This is a genomic window from Candidatus Pantoea persica (assembly GCF_013753875.1).
Taxonomy (GTDB): domain Bacteria; phylum Pseudomonadota; class Gammaproteobacteria; order Enterobacterales; family Enterobacteriaceae; genus Pantoea; species Pantoea persica.
Map to the genome: position 1 here is coordinate 231,428 of NZ_SMDS01000017.1, position 18,610 is coordinate 250,037.

The window sequence follows — 18,610 nt, forward strand, 5'->3', positions numbered from 1 at the left end:
TGGCGGTATCAAACAGGCGCGGATCGAGCCAAGTCATGCCGCCGTAAAGGTGCAGGCTCTATACCACATAGCCGCCCGCCATCAGCTCCAGTCCGCAGTTGCGCTGCTCGCCGTCAACGGCATAGTCGCCGTTGCCGTTGGTGTAGGCGAACGGGCATCTGATCTCGAACAGCGCCGCCGACAGCAGCAGCCGGTTAACCGCCAGTTTGCCGCCGACCTCCAACTGCGTGCTGCGATTAGGGCGCGAGGATAGTGCCCGCGTTGCTGGCGCCGGCGGGCGCGGTATCGCCCTACTGCAGGCTGTCCGCCCAGTTGACATAGAGCGTAAGCGGATCGACCGGCTTGTAGCTCAGGCTGGCGGAGCCGGAGAAGCCGCGGTTCGAAGAGTGGCTGCTGCGCGCCCCGCTTTTGGCGTAGTTCAAGGCGCTGAGCAGATTCTCGCTGCCCGCCAACAGCAAACTCCACTGTGGGGAAAACTGCAGGTTGTCACTCAGCAAAAAGGCGTGCTGGGTGGCGGTGGCGGAGTGGTAGCGTCGGGTGAAGTCGGGATAATCCGGCTCATTGAAGCGCGCCGGATCGGCCAGCGACACGCTGCCCAGCGTCGCGGTGCCGCCGTCAATCGGGTTCATATTTTCCCAGACGAAGCCGCGCACGCCGGTAGCAAGCTGATGGTGAATCCAGCCGGTTTCCACCTCGCCGGTAAGATTCGCCATATAGCTGTTGATGGTAAAGCGGCTGGCGGTCGAGGAGGAGGTAGTGGTGGTGTAGTGCCCGGCGCGGTCGGTAAAGGTATTGGTGACGCCGGTGGACTCGCGATCGGCAATCTGACGCAGCACGCCGATTTCGCCCTGCCAGAGTTGCCGTCAAAATCGTGTTTGAGACGCAGCCCTGCGGTCAGCGTATGGTCATCATCCCCGGCGTAGTATTGCCCGAGGTTCGCCCTCTTGGCATCGGGCGCGGCGGGAAACGTCAGGCCGTTGCCCAGCGCAAATTTGCCCGGCAGCCCTTTGGCATAATAGTGGTAGTAGCTGAAATTGCTCTCCAGCACGGTCTGGTCGCTGAGGTTAGCGTCGGGCGCGAGGCTAAAAAGCTGGCGGCGCACCTTGCTGCCGCTGACGTAGCCGACCCCCCTCGTCATCCAGCAGACTCAGCCGGTAGCGCAGGCGATCGCCCCGATCGAGCGACCCGCTGAAATCGCCGGCGACCTTGTGGTTGCCGCTGCTGCTGCCGACGGTAAGGCGATGCAGCAGCAGATCGGTGGCGCACTTCGCCACGAAGTTGAAAAGGCCAGCCGGGTTGGCCGGCATACAGCGAGCCTGCCAGCCCGTTCAGCACCTCGATATGATCAACTCGAATATGATCAAACTGTTCGGCGGCGTAGTCGGTGGTGGATACCACGTTCAGGCCGTCGATCATGCTGTTCTGCACCACGCTGCCCTGCATGCCGCGCGTTTGCGGACGTGCGCCGTCGCCCTGCACCGAGGGCATATAGCGGTAGAGATCGGTCACGCTTTTCAGCTGCTGGCGCCGCATCATGGCGGGCGAGAGCGACTGAAGGGAGAACGGCGTATCGCGCACCTTTGCCGGCCCGCATTGCCGAGCATCGCCTCTTTTTGCGTCGCGTCATCGCGGCTGTCGGCGGGCGCGGCGGAGACGGCCAGCGTTTCATCGGCGCTCTGCTGCGCGCCGTGCACGGTGGAAATAAAGCAAAAAAGCAGGCCAGGCAGCGTCTGGGCGAGCCGCGCGTTGGAAAAGAGATTCATTATATTATTGCGCCACTGAGTCAGGTGATATTCACAGGTTTAAATAATGACAGAGAGAAACCTTATCGTTGCATTTACAATTATATAGCGCTAAACCCTGCTAAGGTTAGCGGTAATTGTTAATAGCGCGATTATGATTGTCGATGACGAGAGAATGTCGATGTTTTTTTAGTCATCATGCGGTCATGAATGGCTAACAAAATTGATAGATATATCGCGCACCGCGCAGATAAATTGTGGTGAATGCTTAACCAACCAGAGGATAAATAATGGCGACAGTCAAAAGTATCAATTATTCCGAGCTGGGTCCCGTCACCGCGCCTTATGTGCACGCGGTAAAACACGCCGATACGCTCTATATTTCCGGCCTGACCGCCTTTGGCACGGCCGCGCAGCAGGGGAAATATTGCCGAGCAGGCGGAGGCGATATTTCAGCAGCTGCAGAAGATCGCCATGGCGGAAAAGACCTTACTTGCCTCCCTGCTGAAAGTGACAATATTCACTACCGCCTTTGATTATACTGTCGCGCTGCGCGAGGTGCTATTCCGCTATTACGGCGCGCACCTGCCTGCCAGTTCGCTGGTAGAGGTGAGTCGCCTGTTTTCTCCCGATCTGCATATCGAGATCGAGGCTATTATGGCGCTGTAGCCGCGCCGGCTGGGTCAGCCACATTATAAAAAGTAATCAATGCATTAGACTGGCTCATGTAGCGTAAACACGCGGGCAAAGTCAAGGCGCGCCTGCCGCTATTTCTCTCTTTTATGAGTCGCCTCAAGAAACTGAAAAGTTACCAAATAAACCAATATGCAACTTTAATGCAACATCTAAGCATCTTTATTCGTTCTTCACCGGCTACGGGTCGCTAGTTATGCACTGTTTTGCACTAAAATGTGGCAGATGCCGCTTTTTTCGTCGCTGGAGAAAAATTATCTTTTCCCTCTAAGTGGTAAATTAGCGTGGTGCGGTGATATTCGCTGCACATCCACGGCGACACATAACGACTTAGAAAAAGAAAGGTTTTTATGGAAAAGCTATCTTACGCGTCTGAAAACAGTACATCTGCCTGGTCCACCTATCTGCAGCAAATCGACCGCGTCGCGCCCTATCTGGGCGAGCTGGCGCGCTGGATCGATACGCTGCGCCATCCTAAGCGCGCCCTGATTGTCGATATTCCGCTGCAAATGGATGACGGCACCATTCGCCATTTCGAGGGCTATCGAGTACAGCACAACCTGTCGCGTGGGCCGGGCAAAGGCGGCGTCCGCTATCACCCGAACGTCGATCTTAACGAGGTGATGGCGCTCTCCGCCTGGATGACCATCAAATGCGCCGCGGTCAATCTGCCCTACGGCGGCGCCAAAGGTGGCATCCGCTGCAATCCCTTTGCGCTTTCCGAAGGAGAGCTGGAGCGCCTGACGCGCCGTTATACCAGCGAAATCGGCATCATTATCGGGCCGCAGAAAGATATTCCCGCGCCGGACGTCGGTACCAACAGCAAGGTGATGGCGTGGATGATGGACACCTACTCCATGAACAGCGGTACCACCGTGACCGGCGTGGTGACCGGCAAGCCGGTGCATCTCGGCGGCTCGCTGGGTCGCGAAAAGGCGACCGGACGCGGCGTCTTTGTCACCGGACGTGAAGTGGTGCGCCGCGCGGGCATTTCCGTTAAAGGCGCGCGCGTCGCGGTGCAGGGCTTCGGCAACGTCGGCAGCGAAGCAGCGCGGCTGTTCAGCGAAGCGGGCGCCTTTGTGGTGGCGATTCAGGACCACAGCGCGACGATCGCCAACGCAGACGGCATCGACATGGCGGCGCTGACGCGCTGGCAGCAGGAGCACAAGCAGATCCTCGGCTTCCCCGGCGCGCAGCAGATCGACGAAGAGGCTTTCTGGACTACGCAGATGGATATTCTGATCCCGGCGGCGTTGGAGGGGCAAATCACGCGCGCCCGCGCGGAGAACCTGCGCTGCAAGCTAGTGCTGGAAGGCGCCAACGGACCGACCTACCCGGAAGCGGACGACGTGCTGGCGGCGCGCGATATCATCGTGGTGCCGGACGTGATCTGCAACGCCGGCGGCGTGACGGTTAGCTACTTCGAATGGGTGCAGGATATGGCCAGCTTCTTCTGGAGCGAAGAGGAGATCAACGCGCGCATGGATAAAATAATGACCGACGCCATGGTGCACGTCTGGAACAAATCCCGCGAGAAAGAGTGCTCGCTGCGTACCGCAGCCTATATCGTCGCCTGCGAACGCATCCTGATGGCGCGCAAAGAGCGCGGCATCTATCCAGGCTAAGCTAATGGGGCAGCACAGGCTGCCCCTTTTTTCAGTGGCGCATCAACCCGCCGTCGACCGCGTACTGGCTACCGGTCACATAGGCGGCATCGCTGGAGAGCAGAAACAGCGCCACCGCCACCGCCTCTTCCGCCTTGCCGGCCCGTTTCAGCGGCACCTGGCTGACGATAAAATCCTCAAACTGCTGTCGCGCCGAATTGGGCATAAAATCGCGAAAATGGGTTTCGATAGGGCCGGGGATCACAACGTTGACGCGAATGCCGCGCGGTGCCAGCACAGAGGCCCAGGAGCGCACCATGGCGACGATGGCGCCTTTGGTGGCGACATAGAGGCTGGTGGTCGCCGCGCCCTCATAGACCGAAGAGGAAGAGGTTACTACCACCGACGCGCCTGGATTAAGCCGCGCCAGCGGCAGCATCGGCCCGCGCACGTTGGCGTTCATCATGGCGTTGAACGCTTCCGCCGTCACCGAATCCAGATCGCCCAGCTCCGCGTAGCCGGCGTTAAGCCACCGGCCGTCCGGCCTGCCCCACATCTCCACCGCCTCGCTCAGCGCGTCGATATCCGCCTCCGGCGAGACGTCGTTACGCAATACCAGCGCATTGTCGTACAGCACACTGTTGGCGTACTGCAACCGGCTGAGGTTGCGTCCGGTTACCGCTACGCGGCCGCCTTCTGCCTGCACGCGCAGCGCGCCCGCCAGTCCCACGCCGCTGGTGCCGCCGGTAATCAGGATGCATTTGTCACTAAATCGGGCCATTTCTCCTCCCTCTGGCGAGTCGCTGGCGCCTGCCCCGCTCCGCCGCCGTATTAAATATGAGGCCAACCTCTGAATGTTGGCCGGCGGCAGCGAGAACGTAGCATTTTTGTCGCCGGAGGGGATTATTTAATCGACTCCGGCTCGCGACCTTTATCAAGAGCGGCGACAGACGCGACCGCAGCTTAATTTCAGGCGCAATAGAGCGCTGTTGAAAGAAATTTCCGCTAAACCTTTGGCTGGCCCGGTTATTTTAAACCCTTCTGATTGTCTGATTATTCCCCGGCCCTTACTGACCAGGGCGAAAAATATGAGCCTGAATAAAAAGCCGTGATGCGATAACGCTCTGTTTTGCGGCTGTTTATCTGCTACTCTCCGCCAGACGCGGCATCTATATCGCCGGAAACGTCCTGCGGCAGGTTAAAAAGCTGCTAATTTGTAAGCGAGACCGTTTTTATAGTAAGGTAAAGTCATGTAAACAAGCTGTCATATTTTATTTGTCATGCTGCATATAGCTTTCTTTTCCATTTCCGCGGTACGGCGACGAAAGCTATAAGAGCCTCATTTTTTTATGAGGATAAAATGAGTACCGAAAATCACGCCACGGAAAAAGTCAGAAAGAATTTCTGGCAGAAAAAACAGAAAGAGCTGACGGTGGACGATATTACCACCGTCGATAACGATATGCTGAAACGCGCGGTCGGCGCGGCGGCGCTTGGCAACGCCATGGAGTGGTTCGACTTCGGCGTCTACAGCGATCTCGCCGTCACCATCGGAACAATTAAAAAAAGTCACTATCAGTATAAACTCAGACGCTAATGAGTTTGTAAGAACGCAACTACAGTCGAACAAATTGCAGTGGAATCTGGCCAGTAAAAAATGGAAAACGAGTATCGACAATTCTGTTTATAAACAAATAAAGAATATAGGGATTGTTGATGCAATGAAATTTGTTAATGGAGGAACAAACTTCCTCTCTGTATTTGATGGCATTTCATCGAAAAAGAATGATCTTATGGCCACAGACAATGATCTTCTTGCGTGTATATTTGGCAATGGCGCCGATTATGGAGTTCACAAAATGGCCAATGCCTCTGACTGAAGTATCAATGTGCTAAGAGGCGTTAATGGCAAATTAATAAGACCAGAGACAACAAGGCAAGCTAATAATATTATTTCTGATGCAATTTCTTCATTCCAAACTTTCAAATACTGGACAATAAATGAGGATGCTCCGTTTGTTAGTATTGATGGACAAAAACACTCATGTAGAATAAATACATTCAAAGCCCGTTTTTCTTCTAAATATTTTCGCAAAGGTAAAGGGGTATCTGCCATGACACTTATTTCAAACCATGTGCCGTTAGCAACAGTAGTTATTTCGCCAAACGAATATGAAGGTCATTTTGCATTTGATCTATTACACAACAATATAAGTGAAATACCGCCAAGAGCTTTATCTACAGATAACCATGGTGTTAATAATGTAAAATTTGCAATTCTCGATATTTTTGAATATCTGTTCTCACCTAGACATGCGAAGTTTAATAAGGTATTTTATGAACTGTTTGAGGTAGAACTGATTGATGACGAGCTGGTAATAAAATTAAGGAAGTCCATCAATAATAAATTAGTCATTCAGGAATGGGATAATATACTACATATTATTCGCTTTTTAAGTCGAAAAACAACAGTGCAAAGCACCATTGTTAGTAAACTGTCTAATACAAAACGTGGCAGTAAAATACTGGAGGCTCTCAGAGAATATGATAAATTGCTCAGGTGCATTTATGTGCTAAATTATGTAGACGATAAAACATTAAGACAGTTTGTACAGCAGGCATTAAACGGATGGAAAGCTTATCATCAGCTGATGAAGGGCTATAGCATCAGTGAATGATAATCAATTCCGTGGGGGCAGCGATTATCAAATAGATCAGTGGAATGATTGTGCCCGGCTGATTGCGAACTGCATTATTTACTACAATGCTGCAATATTATCAGGATTAGTAGAAAGATTTGAGCAGACGGATAATAAAGAGGCTATTGATATGTTAGCTAATTTATCCCCTGTAGCCTGGGGACATATTCTGTTAGGAGGGAATTATTCGTTTGAGGAGCAGGCTGCAATCACTGTTCTGGTTGGTATCCTGGAAAGCGTAGATCCATTTAGTGATGAATATGACGAGTAATTTTAAAACTTAACTTAATGATAATTAGTTTTTTAGACTTCATGTGGCACTTTTCAGGGAAATGTGCACGGAACCCCAACACCTCCGAAGTTATCCAAAAACGTTTACTGGTGAAGGCAGATGTCGCAAAACCGGCGCTTGCTAAAGTCTGGCAGGAAAAAGGCGACATTCTGCGCAACCAGCTTGCTTTTGATCCCACAACTACCACTTCTTTGCGCCCCTACGCCAGTGAAGGAGAATTTATTGAACTACCCCCGTTTGTTCCGTGGCACTACCAGATTCTGCAGAAGGTATTTGAATCTATCCGTACTAAAGGTGCCGCTGGTAAACAGTTAGCTATGGGTGAACGCTCACAGTTAGAAGAGTTCCAGACTGCGGCACAGAAAATCTCGCCCCTCAAGGCTGGATTTTCTGGTGCCTTTCTGGCGTTTGTATGCGGCGATTAAAAGCTTCCTCGAACCGGCTGTCAGCCGCACTATCACTCAGTGCCTGCCAGAATGGCATCCTTGATGAGTTCGATGGCAACTTACTGAAAACGCTATTCCTGATCCGCTATGTCGATGTGCTGAAAAGAACATTAGATAATCTTGTCACCCTTTCGATAGACAAAATCGATACCGATAAAGTCGATCTACGCCGTCGCGTTGAAAAAAGCCTGAACAAGCTGGAACGTGAAATGTTGATTATACATGTTGAAGACAAATACGTGTTCCTAACCAACAAAGAAAAAGAGATCGAGAACGAGATCCGCAACGTCGAAGTCGATTTCTCCGCGATCAATAAAAAACTGGCGTCAATAATCTTTGATGACGTTCTGAAAAACCGGAAGTATCGCTATTCAGCGAATAAACAGGACTTCGACATCAGCTGCTTTCTGAACGGTCACCCGTTAGATGGCGCAATGCTTAACGATCTGGTGGTAAAATTTCTCACACCAAAAGATCCGAGTTATATGTTCTATAACAGCGATGCCGCCTGTCGCCCTTATACTTCAGAAGGTGATGGCTGTATTTTGATTCGCCTGTCTGATGAGGGACTTACCTGGACCGATATTGATTTAGTTGCCCAGACCGAAAAATTCCTCAGGAACCACGCCGGGCAGCGCCCGGAACATTTCAGCACTAAACTTCTTTCCGTCTTAAAAGGCCTGGTAACTGAGCAGGAAAACGAAGCCTCTCTTGATAAGAAGATGATTGCGGTCATCACTGGCGTAAAAACAGCAAAAACGGAAGAGATTCTGTTCAGCCTGATAACCCAATACGTTAATCAGCAAAAAGATGACGACAGCGATCTGGAAAACACACTGGCAATGCTTAAACGCCACGACCTTGAAGGCGTGCTGTGGGACATTCTAAATTAGGAAATGGGCTACCAGGCCGAACAGCCTTATCTGGAGAACCTGCTCCGTAAGTTGTTCTGTACCGATCTCTCTGCACAGACTGATCCACAGAAATGCGAATGGCTGGAAAAAAACGTGCTGACCACGCCTTTAGGCAGAGCCTCCGCGCTGGCATTTATGGTCACCTGGCGCGCCGACCGTCGCTATAAAGACGCCTATGATTATTGTGCACAGCAAATGCAGTATGTACCGCGACTAGAAGACCAGTACCGTCTCAGCTCACCGTATTTTTGCACGAGTGCGAAACCACGCTGAGCATTGAACAGACCATCATTCATGCGCTGGTGACGCAACTTCAGGAAGAGAGCACCACTCTCGACCGTGAAGCCTTCAAGAAGCTTTTGTCCGGACGCCAAAGTAAATACTGGTGCCAGACTCGTCAGGAATACTACGTCATCGATGATGTGCTTCGTCAGGCCGAACGGCTGCTGAATCTGCGTAATCGTCATATTGACGGCTTCCATTATCAGGATAGCGCAACATTCTGGAAAGCGTACTGCGAAGAGCTGCCCCGCTTTGACCAGGCCTACCGCCTGTTTAACGAATACGCGCTTTTGGTTCACAGCAAAGGCGCAATGATTCTGAAAAGCCTGGATGACTATATCGAAGCGCTGTATTCCAACTGGCACCTGGCAGAATTAAGCCGGAGCTGGAATCAGGTTCTGGAAGCCGAAAACCGTATGCAGGAGTGGCGTATTGCGGGCGTTCCACGGCAACAGAACTTCTACAATGAGGTGGTTAAGCCTCTGTTTAACAATCCACAAATCAAGCGCGTATTTGTCACTATCTCCGACGCGCTGCGTTATGAAGTGGCAGAAGAGCTGGGCAATCAGCTCAATACTGAGAAACGCTTTACTGCCGAGCTGCGTTCCCAATTGGGCGTGTTACCCAGTTGGGTATGGCTGCATTACTGCCTCATGAAAAGATATGCTATCAACCGGGTAATGGCGAAATCGTCTATGCGGACGGGTTGTCTACTTCAGGTACGCCTAGTCGCGATACCATTCTCAAGAAATATAAAGGACGGGAGCCTATTCGCGATTACGAGGTCGTTTATATCTGGCATAACACCATTGATGCCATGGGTGACAGCGCATCGACAGAGGAGAAAACCTTTGAAGCGTGCCGCAACGCGGTGGTTGAACTGAAGGATTTGGTGACTCGTGTGATAAAATGTCTCCACGGTACACGCATTATCGTAACAGCGGACCACGGTTTCCTGTTCCAGCAGCAGCCCCTTTCCGGCCAAGATAAAACCACGCGACAGATCAAGCCAGACAATACAATTAAAAACCACAAACACTTTATTATCGGCCATCAACTTCCTGCCAATGATTTTTGCTTGAAAGGAAAAGTGGCGAATACCGCAGGCGTCAGCGATAACAGCGAGTTTCTGATCCCGAAAGGGATCCAGCGTTTCCATTTCTCGGGCGGCGCGCGGTTTGTGCACGGTGGTGCCATGGTACAGGAAGTCTGCGTTCCCATATTGCAGAAAGTGCTGCAGAAAACCGCAGCTGAGAAGCAACCTCAGCGTCATCCGGTAGACATTGTGAATTACTATCCGTTGCTCAAACTCGTCAATAACATTGATAAAGTCAGCCTGCTGCAAAACCATCCGTTAGGTGAGTTATACGAATCGCGAACTCTGAACATCTTCATCGTCGATAACGCCAATAATGTGTTATCTGGTAAAGAGCGAATCTGCTTTGACAGCGATAACAACATAATGGAAAAACGATTTCGTGACGTTATCTTGAAGCTGATTGGCGCGAATTTCAATCGCCGCAATGAATACTGGCTGATACTGGAAGATGCACAAACGGACACGGGTTACCAAAAGTACCCTGTCATTATCGATCTGGCATTTCAGGGTGATTTTTTTAAATGAGGCGATATGCAAACCCATCATGACTTACCCGTTCCAGCCGTATCCGAAGGGGAACTTGTCGCAGAAGGTTAAGATCTGGACGCCTTGCTGAATCAGCATTTCCGTGGTCGGGTGGTACGAAAGGACCTGACTAAACAGCTCAAGGAAGGGGCTAATGTCCCGGTCTATGTGCTGGAGTATCTGCTAGGTATGTACTGAGCTTCCGACGATAACCAGATCGTCGAACGAGGCTTGCAGAATGTTAAGCGTATTCTGGCTGATAACTATGTCCGTCCTGATGAAGCGGAGAAGGTGAAATCGCTCATTCGTGAGCGGGGATCCTACAAGATCATCGATAAAGTATCGGTAAAGCTCAATCAGAAGAAAGACGTTTACGAAGCCCAGTTCTCCAACCTCGGCATTAAAGATGCACTGGTTCCACCGAAGATGGTCAAGGACAACGAGAAGCTATTGACTGACGGCATCTGGTGCATGATCACTGTGAACTACTTCTTTGAGGAAGAGCAGAAAACTTCGCCCTTCTCCCTGATGACGCTTAAACCTATCCAGATGCCGAATATGGATATGGAAGAGGTGTTTACCGCACGTACGCACTTCAACCGCGACCAGTGGATTGATGTCTTGCTGCGCTCCGTGGGTATGGAAAACCCGCCAATATTGAGCAACGAACCAAGTGGCATCCGATCACCCTCATGATCCCTTTCGTGGAAAACAACTATAACGTCTACGAACTTGGCCCACGCGGTACCGGTAAAAGTCATGTCTATAAAGAATGTTCGCCAAACTCACTGTTAGTTTCCGGCGTGCAAACCACGGTAGCAAACCTGTTTTACAACATGGCCCGCCGCCAGATTGGCCTGGTCGGCATGTGGGATGTGGACGCGTTTGATGAAGTAGTGGGGATCACTTTCAAAGACAAAGACGGCGTGCAAATCATGAAAGATTACATGGCGTCTGGCTCGTTTTCCCGCGGTAGAGATTCGATTGAAGGCAAGGCATCAATGGTGTTCGTCGGTAACATCAATCAGAGCGTTGAGACGTTAGTCAAAACCAGCCATCTATTAGCCCCCTTCCCTGCGGCCATGATTGAAACGGGGTTTTTCGACCTCTTCCATGCCTATATCCCCGGCTAGGAAATCCCGAAAATGCGCCCAGAATTCTTTACCAATCGCTATGGCCTTATCACGGATTATCTCGCCGAGTACATGCGGGAAATGCGTAAGCGCAGCTTCTCCGACGCGATTGATAAGTTCTACAAGCTGGGTAATAACCTCAACCAAGCCCGACGTTATCGCGGTAAGGCGCACAGTTTCAGGTTTACTAAAACTTCTTAATCCCAATGGTTCTTACAGCAAAGAAGATGTCCGAGTTTGTCTGACCTACGCCATGGAAGCCCGCCGTCAAGTCAAAGAACAGCTTAAAAAGCTAGGCGGACTGGAGTTCTTCGATGTGAATTTCAGCTACATCGATAACGAGACGCTGGAATAATTCTTCGTCAGCGTACCAGAACAGGGTGGCAGCGAATTAATTCCCGCCGGCATGCCGAAACCAGGTGTAGTACATTTGGTTACACAAGCGGAAAGTAGCATGATGGGTCTGTATCGCTTCGAAACTCAGATGACCGCAGGCAATGGTGAGCATAGCGTTTCTGGTCTGGGAGCAAGCACCTCGGCTAAGGAAGCTATCCGGGTTGGATTTGACTATTTTAAAGGCAACCTCAGCCGCGTTAGCGCGACAGCGAAATTTTCTGAACATGAGTACCATCTGCACGTAGTCGAATTGCATAATACCGGACCAAGTACTGCAACCAGCCTTGCAGCGCTGATCGCGCTGTGTTCCGTATTACTAGCGAAACCCCTTCAGGAACAAATGGTCGTATTAGGCAGCATGACGCTCGGTGGAGTGATAAATCCTGTCTAGGATCTGGCAGCTAGCTTACAACTTGCTTTCGACTGCAGCGCCAAAAAGGTCCTTTTCCCCATGTCTTCCGCGTTAGATATTCCGACAGTACCAGCCGAATTGTTTACTAAATTTCAGGTCAGTTTTCATGCAGAACCTGTAGACGCAGTTTATAAAGCTTTGGGTGTGAATTAGGAGTAATAATATTTTCAGCAAATCAGAGAGGGTACCAATGTCAAAACGGTCTGAAATTTAATTTATAAGACCTTGCCTATCCAAATGGGATAGCAATAAGGTATTGACTCCAGCTTATACTTTGCAGTGTTTGAAGCATAAAAGAGTTGTTCAGATAAATTTAGACAATTTCCTCTTACAAAGGATGGAGGAATTATCATCGACATCAACACTGGAAGATGTAGAAAGAGTTGGATTATTACCGCTGGTAGATTTATTGCAATCAGGAGATACTTGTTTAACCGAAATTGGTATTCATGAAAAGTCAGATATATGGGTTGAAAAATCGAGGGCTGCATATCAAGATTTTTGCCGCCGATTTTGGCTAGGGCACATTGACGATTCCGAGGCGACTTTCAGACATGACTCCCCAGAGTCTTAATAAAAGAAAGTTAATTTCCAGGAACTTTCAGCTGAAGAAAAAACTGTATATGGTCTCCATTATTTGTCAATACTTCAAATTCAAAGTATAAAGCCAAAATATCCTCACCTCAAACCTGAAGAAAGATTTGAAGTATATCTTTATTGTATGATAACCTTTACTAATATTATTAGTATATATGATTTAGAAATGGCAAAACATGCTTTCTGGGATCTTGATTCAAACACTATCAACCAGTTACCTGATAGTATCCATACGCGCCGAAAATATATAAAAGAAAATCTCTATAAAAATGGAAGTAATCTTGACAAATGTCGGTGGCATGCATTCGATGCTGCGATGAATTTATACTGGCTTACAGGAGCTAACTTTTCAGAAGATATAGGTTCATCCATCACTTTAAATGGCGTAAAGTTTGAGACTAAACATTGGGTTAGGACAAGTGATAAAAAATCACATTATATCTCACAAGACATTCATCATATTTATTATGAGGGCTCAACGATGAAGGCGTTGAGTTCTTGCAGAGAAAATGATATGACTGCATTTCAATACTGGAAAATTGTTGATAGCATTTCAGGATCAGTACTGTCGTTTCGGAGACATTCCAAAAAAAATCAACCCCGAACATTACTAAATTGATTGATTTGGCTGTAGAGAAAATCGAAAAGGATTTACAGGATTTTTTCTTGACAAGAAAAAGCAAAACTTTTCAGTAGCGAGATGATACGGCCTAGTTAATTCTGAGCCTTGTTCATCTAGACAGAATCACAGCCCTATGCGTGTAGGATGGTAATTAATATGAGGTAAAATCATACCCTAATACTCGCATTTCGTATGCTTTACTGTCGTAGATCACTGAATTCGGCCATTTGCCTGCCACAATAAACCGACAAGCTCTGAACGGAATTTTTAATCCTGCACCGCAAATTTATGCTCAGTTACTATACTAGTTAATATATGGTTGATTCTAATTTCCCGTAGTCAAAAGGGCTTAGCCTTTTCTCCTGATTGGCATCAAGAAAATCCGCCCACTACTACAACATGAACCTCCTCTTGCCTACTTGTGCGGGGTTGTAGTCGGCCAAGCTACTCTACACGGCGAAGCGTATGCTCGCGAGTACGCTGCTGCAAACGGGCGGCGACGTCAAGCTGCCCAGATAATTGCACTGCTTTAATGGTTACAAGCAGATCTCGCATCTTCAGTTCCGCAATGTTCCGCTTACTGATGGCAGCAAAGAGACTGTCTTCGAGACTTTTCAATACACGAGCGCTATAAGATACAGACCATTTCTGATTGCTGGCATGCCAGTTTCTAGCGACTACTTCGAATGTTATCGCTTCCTACTCTTGTCTACCTTAACAGCTTTCTTGCTTTCACTAGGATCCATACTGTTAACCAGCAGCTTACCGGCTTCATCCCGGCGAGCCCTTGCATCCGCCAGCGAAATTTCAGGGTGTTTCCCCAATGCCATCATCTTCTCTCTGCCGCCAAAGCGATAACGTAACCGCCAGTATCTTGAGCCGTTAGGATGAACTAGCAAAACCATGCTTTCGCCGTTGATAAGTTTAGAGGCTTTTGCTTCGGGCTTTGCCGAACGAACTTTCACATGACTCAGAGCCATGATGAGTATCCTTTTAAGAATTCTGTGTAGGGACAAAAATTATCGAACCGCAATGCACTCGCAGTTGTACCCATGTCAGAAAATCGACGTAGATTGAATGAGGTTGATTTAGGTTGAGTGAAAAGCGCGGAAAACCTTACAGCTACTAAATTCCAGACACAAAAAGAGTCGCCCGTGAGCGACGTCTTTTTTCCGATGGTGCCGAAGGCCGGACTCGAACCGGCACGTATTTCTACGGTTGATTTTGAATCAACTGCGTCTACCGATTTCGCCACTCCGGCACGGAAGGGATGCGGAAAACGTTGAGGATTATACCGTTACCCACCCGCCGCGCAACCGGAATCGCCTTCCCCGCGCGCTAAACGTCCAAAAAAGCGCCGCCCCCTCTCAATATCCATCTGGCGCCAGCGCGCGCAGCCGTTCCCCCTACAGAATCCTCCGATTCCGCCCTTCTCGCTCCCCGCTCCCCGCTCCCGGAACTTTCCCCCCTCAGACTCCTCTTAGCAAAAATGGCGCTGCAACTCACCGCGCGCGGGATACACAGAAAACGAGGTTGAGATGAATAAAGCCACACAACGCACGATTTTGGGGATGGGATTCAGCGCGCTGCTGCTGGCAGGCAGCGCATCGGCATCACAGCTGAGCCAGCAGAACAACAGCAACACCAGCGCCACCAACAGCATTGCACAAAACGGCGGGCTGTCGCTGGGCACGCTGACGGGCCTGCTGAATGGCGGCGACAAGGCGGTCAGCGCCAACAGCATGACCAACGCCGCAGGCGTGATGCAGTACTGCGTACAGCACAACGTCGTCGATAACAACATGAAGTCGGTTAAAGAGCAGGTGCTAGACAAGCTCGGTCTGAGCACGCAGACAGCGCAGACGCAGAACACCGACTACCAGCAGGGCATCGCCGGCTTGCTTAACTCCGGCAACGGCCAGCAGCTAAATCTGCAGAGCCTGAGCAGCTCGCCGATGGGCGAGAAGCTGAAAACCAAAGCCTGCGACATGGTGCTGAAGCAGGGCAAAAAATATATCGACATGTAATGCCAGCGGCGCAGAGAGCGGGACGAGCTGTCCCTCGTCCCGGCTCATCGCTCTTCGCCCTTTTCTCTTAAAAAAGAAGGCGCCCTGCCTTCTCGGCTTTCTCCTTTTTGTAACCTGATCAAGGTACATTTCCCCGCCACGTCAACGGCGCTATAGTGATGGTTTTACGCCACAAAGGACAGCACGCATGAAAGGCATCAACATTGCGATTTACTTTGATCCCGATCTCATTTTCGCGACCGTATATCAGCCGGACGGCAGCTATCTGAGCAAAAACTTCCAGTACGACGACGCGGTTATTGAGGAGATCTATCAGTGGCTGGAGCAATTTACCCCGAATCGCACCCATATCTGCCTGCTGGAACACGATACCGCCGACATCCTCGCCGATGAGCTGGTGGATAACGGCTATCACGTCCATCGCGTCAGCACCCACCGGCTGCTGGAGTGGTTCACCTCTGCGCCGCCTGCCAAGCCGGACGGTTCGCCGGTGCGCGCGCTGCTGCGCTATCTGGAAGAGGAAAAGCCGGAAGAGTACGTGTCGCGCACGCCGCAGATCGAGGCGCTGCTCGATATGTTCGACGATCTGGACGCGCTGGAAGAGGTGGAAGAGGACGACGACGAGGATAACCTGCCAGACGACGTGCTGCGCCTGGTGAAGCAGAAAAAGATCACCGCGCTCGCCGCCGCGCAGAGCCTGATCCCGGAGCTGAACGAACGCATCCGCGAGCACCTGATGCGCTACCCGGAGCTGATGACGCCTGAGCTGCTGGAGGATTTTTTCCCCGAGCAGCTGGAAGCGATGGAGCGCCCCAAACACTAACCCTTCCTTGACCAGGCGCGCTGGCCCGCCGCCAGCGCCGCCCTACAGGAGCTGCGATGCAGGCGTTGCTTGAAGCCATAGGGCTGGGTCTGGTGGTACTGCTGCCGCTCGCCAACCCGTTAACCAAAGTCGCGCTCTTTTTAGGGCTGGCGGGCGAGATGAACTTCAGCGAGCGCAACCGCCAGGCGCGTCAGGCCTCTCTCTACGTTTTTGCCATCATGATGGTCGCTTGGTACGCAGGCAACGCGGTACTCAATACCTTCGGCATCTCCATTCCCGGGCTGCGCATCGCCGGCGGCCTGATCGTCGCCTTTATCGGCTTTCGTATGCTGTTCCCCGCCCAGCCGGTCGCCCACTCGGTGGAGACGCAGCATAAGCAGCAGGAGCTGGAGCAAGGCGATGCGCGCCACGAGCTGGTCAATATTGCCTTTCTTGCGATGCCGAGCACCGCCGGGTCAGGCACCATCGCCATGATTATCAGTTCGGCGTCGACGTTGAAAAGCGGCACCCGCTTCCCCGAGTGGGTTATTACCGTCGCGCCGCCGCTAATCTTCCTGATCGTTGCGCTGATCCTGTGGATCGACTGCGCAGTTCGGTAAGCATTATGACGCTGGTGGGGAAAGGCGGGATCGAGGCGATCTCGCGCCTGATGAGCTTTTTGCTGGTCTGTATGGGTGTGCAGTTTGTGATTAACGGCGTGCAGGAAGTGGCGCATAACTTCCATTAAGACGGGTGTCAAAAAGAAAAAAGCCTGCCTGGTGAGCAGCCAAAGCGCTCTTTCAGACGCCTCACAAGCCTGAAACGCGAGTGACATAGACCGAAGAGCAAAGCGTCCCGCGACAAGGACAAAAACGCTGGGAGCGTTTTTGAACAACGCAACGCGCTGGCCCGGTGACGGGCGCACTTCAGAGATGAGGTGCGTAATCGCGCGGGCCGAGCTGCCAGGGATGGTGCTTTTTGCGTCTTTGCGATCGGGCCTTGTCACCCGCGTCTGCACTGCAAGCAACAAAACAAAGGGCGCTGCAGCGCCCTTCTCTTTTACTCTTCTTCGTGCTTCAGCGACTTGCGCGCATCCGCAACCTGATCCTTGCTCACTGCCGGCGCGTTGTTGCTCCAGCCCTAGCGGATAAAGGTGGCAAGCTGAGCCACTTCGTCGTCGCTCAGACGCTGGCCGAAGCCCGGCATCGCCAGCGTAGACGGTGTCTTCTCGGTAGACGGCTGCTGCGCGCCTTCCAGAATGGTGTGGATCAAGCCGGTCGGATCCTTGGCGTTGACGATGGTCGCCTGGTCCAGCTCCGGGAAGATCCCCGGCGCGCCCTTAACGGTGACAAAGTGGCAGGCGCCGCAGTTGTCGATGTAGAGACGCTCGCCTTCAGTCAGGTTCTTCGCCGCCGTCAGCTTCGCTTCGGTCGCCTGCTGCGCCTGCATGTTGTAGGCCTGCAGCGGAGGGTTACCGCCGAGGAACTTCAGGTAGGCCGCGACCGCTTTGAGATCGGCATCGGTCATGTGTGAGCTGCTGTGCTCAATCACCGACTTCATCTCGCCGCCTACAGCCGCCTTGTCGTTACGACCGGTCTGCAGGTAATCGACGATCTCCTGCTCGCTCTAGCGCGGCAGACCGCGCAGCGACGGCACATCCCAGTTGTTCATGCTGCCGCCCGCGAGGAACTTCGCGTCGCTGCTGTCCAGCGCCTTCTCGTTCATGCCGAGGCCGCGCGGCGTGTGGCAGCTGCCGCAGTGGCCGAGGCTCTCGACGATATAGGCACCGCGGTTGATCTCTTAAGAGGCGCCGCCGATCGGCTGGAACGGTTTGTCGTTGATGAAGGCCCAGTTCCAGAAGCGCACGCCCCAGCGCTGGCTGAACGGGAAGCTGAGGCTGGTCTCCGTCGGCTGATCGGCGCTCGACTTGACGCCCTTCATGAAGTAGACATACAGCGCGTGCATATCTTCATCGCTGATTTGGGCGTAGTTCGGGTAAGGCATCGCCGGGTAGAGGCGTGAGCCGCCCGGCAGCACCCCTTTGCGCACTGTGTCAGAGAACTGCTGTTCGTTGTAGTTGCCGATGCCGTGCTCTTTGTCCGGCGTGATGTTGGTCGAATAGATGGTGCCGAGGTTTGACTCAATCGCCAGCCCGCCAGCGTAGTCCGGCTTGCCGGAGAGCGAGTGACAGGCCATACAGTCGCCGAGGCGCGACAGGTATTCGCCCTTCTTGATCAGCTGGGCCTCATCTTCCGCATGCGCCTGGCTTGCCATGCATCCCAGCAGCACAGCTGTTGGCTAGTAACAATGATTTCAGTTTCATAT

General features: G+C 51.7%; 9 protein-coding genes, 1 tRNA gene and 8 pseudogenes. 10 read left to right on the forward strand and 8 right to left on the reverse strand.

The annotated features are described in order from the left end of the window. Positions 1–58 precede the first annotated feature (58 nt). From EIO60_RS08120 to EIO60_RS08135, 4 genes are all read right to left on the reverse strand, one after another. Positions 59–223, reverse strand: coding sequence for a hypothetical protein (locus EIO60_RS08120; protein ID WP_258576461.1), 165 nt, complete (start codon positions 221–223; stop codon positions 59–61). 67 nt (positions 224–290) lie between these two features. Next, on the reverse strand, positions 291–836 hold the full coding sequence (locus tag EIO60_RS08125) for a TonB-dependent receptor domain-containing protein (protein WP_258576462.1): 546 nt from the start codon (positions 834–836) through the stop codon (positions 291–293). Positions 837–1,134: 298 nt separating this feature from the next. Continuing rightward, positions 1,135–1,578, reverse strand: a complete 444-nt coding sequence (locus EIO60_RS08130; protein WP_258576463.1) for a TonB-dependent receptor plug domain-containing protein — start codon at positions 1,576–1,578, stop codon at positions 1,135–1,137. After that, a complete protein-coding gene (locus tag EIO60_RS08135) occupies positions 1,533–1,763 on the reverse strand; it encodes a hypothetical protein (RefSeq protein WP_258576464.1) in 231 nt (76 codons plus the stop codon). The genes EIO60_RS08130 and EIO60_RS08135 overlap by 46 nt, the downstream gene beginning before the upstream one ends. 269 nt (positions 1,764–2,032) lie before the next feature. On the opposite strand from EIO60_RS08135, the pseudogene EIO60_RS08140 reads away from it, so the two are divergent. Continuing rightward, positions 2,033–2,411 (forward strand): annotated as a pseudogene (locus EIO60_RS08140) (RidA family protein). 374 nt (positions 2,412–2,785) lie between these two features. Then, positions 2,786–4,060 carry a Glu/Leu/Phe/Val family dehydrogenase gene (locus tag EIO60_RS08145; protein WP_258576465.1) on the forward strand — a complete coding sequence of 425 codons (1,275 nt, stop codon included), beginning with the start codon at positions 2,786–2,788 and terminating at the stop codon, positions 4,058–4,060. 31 nt (positions 4,061–4,091) lie between these two features. Here the strand turns inward: EIO60_RS08145 and EIO60_RS08150 are convergent, their stop codons facing one another. Then, positions 4,092–4,820, reverse strand: a complete 729-nt coding sequence (locus tag EIO60_RS08150; RefSeq protein ID WP_258576466.1) for an SDR family oxidoreductase — start codon at positions 4,818–4,820, stop codon at positions 4,092–4,094. Between the two features lie 579 nt (positions 4,821–5,399). Here EIO60_RS08150 and EIO60_RS08155 point away from each other — a divergent pair. The 5 genes and pseudogenes from EIO60_RS08155 to EIO60_RS08180 all read left to right on the forward strand — a co-directional run. Then, positions 5,400–5,600 (forward strand): annotated as a pseudogene (locus tag EIO60_RS08155) (MFS transporter); the annotation flags it as partial. Then, a pseudogene (locus EIO60_RS08160) lies at positions 5,590–7,009 on the forward strand (Tn3 family transposase); the annotation flags it as partial. The pseudogenes EIO60_RS08155 and EIO60_RS08160, both read left to right, overlap by 11 nt. A gap of 77 nt (positions 7,010–7,086) precedes the next feature. Further along, positions 7,087–10,296 (forward strand): annotated as a pseudogene (gene pglZ, locus EIO60_RS08170) (BREX-1 system phosphatase PglZ type A); the annotation flags it as partial. Between the two features lie 75 nt (positions 10,297–10,371). Continuing rightward, positions 10,372–12,390: pseudogene (brxL, locus tag EIO60_RS08175) on the forward strand (protease Lon-related BREX system protein BrxL). A gap of 610 nt (positions 12,391–13,000) precedes the next feature. After that, on the forward strand, positions 13,001–13,453 hold the full coding sequence (locus EIO60_RS08180) for a hypothetical protein (protein WP_258576468.1): 453 nt from the start codon (positions 13,001–13,003) through the stop codon (positions 13,451–13,453). A 455-nt stretch (positions 13,454–13,908) separates the two neighbouring features. Here the strand turns inward: EIO60_RS08180 and EIO60_RS08185 are convergent. Together EIO60_RS08185 and EIO60_RS08190 are read right to left on the reverse strand one after the other, a co-directional pair. After that, positions 13,909–14,436 (reverse strand): annotated as a pseudogene (locus EIO60_RS08185) (tyrosine-type recombinase/integrase); the annotation flags it as partial. Between the two features lie 196 nt (positions 14,437–14,632). After that, positions 14,633–14,717 (reverse strand) — tRNA-Leu (locus tag EIO60_RS08190). A 277-nt stretch (positions 14,718–14,994) separates the two neighbouring features. On the opposite strand from EIO60_RS08190, the gene EIO60_RS08195 reads away from it, so the two are divergent. The 3 genes and pseudogenes from EIO60_RS08195 to EIO60_RS08205 all read left to right on the forward strand — a co-directional run bounded on the left by EIO60_RS08195 (position 14,995) and on the right by EIO60_RS08205 (position 17,033). Then, positions 14,995–15,483 (forward strand): YjjA family protein, encoded by a 489-nt coding sequence (locus EIO60_RS08195; RefSeq protein ID WP_258576469.1) that lies wholly within the window; start codon positions 14,995–14,997, stop codon positions 15,481–15,483. Positions 15,484–15,670: 187 nt separating this feature from the next. Beyond that, positions 15,671–16,306, forward strand: coding sequence for a hypothetical protein (locus EIO60_RS08200; RefSeq protein WP_258576470.1), 636 nt, complete (start codon positions 15,671–15,673; stop codon positions 16,304–16,306). A 56-nt stretch (positions 16,307–16,362) separates the two neighbouring features. Beyond that, positions 16,363–17,033: pseudogene (locus EIO60_RS08205) on the forward strand (MarC family NAAT transporter). A gap of 311 nt (positions 17,034–17,344) precedes the next feature. Here EIO60_RS08205 and EIO60_RS08210 read toward each other — a convergent pair. After that, a pseudogene (locus EIO60_RS08210) lies at positions 17,345–18,608 on the reverse strand (c-type cytochrome). Positions 18,609–18,610 lie beyond the last annotated feature (2 nt).

Bases quoted from the DNA above. Each gene is read 5' to 3' on its own strand.
- EIO60_RS08135 (WP_258576464.1), bottom strand. From the start codon at position 1,763: ATGAATCTCTTTTCCAACGCGCGGCTCGCCCAGACGCTGCCTGGCCTG.
- EIO60_RS08145 (WP_258576465.1), top strand. From the start codon at position 2,786: ATGGAAAAGCTATCTTACGCGTCTGAAAACAGTACATCTGCCTGGTCC.
- EIO60_RS08150 (WP_258576466.1), bottom strand. From the start codon at position 4,820: ATGGCCCGATTTAGTGACAAATGCATCCTGATTACCGGCGGCACCAGC.
- EIO60_RS08180 (WP_258576468.1), top strand. From the start codon at position 13,001: ATGGCAAAACATGCTTTCTGGGATCTTGATTCAAACACTATCAACCAG.
- EIO60_RS08195 (WP_258576469.1), top strand. From the start codon at position 14,995: ATGAATAAAGCCACACAACGCACGATTTTGGGGATGGGATTCAGCGCG.
- EIO60_RS08200 (WP_258576470.1), top strand. From the start codon at position 15,671: ATGAAAGGCATCAACATTGCGATTTACTTTGATCCCGATCTCATTTTC.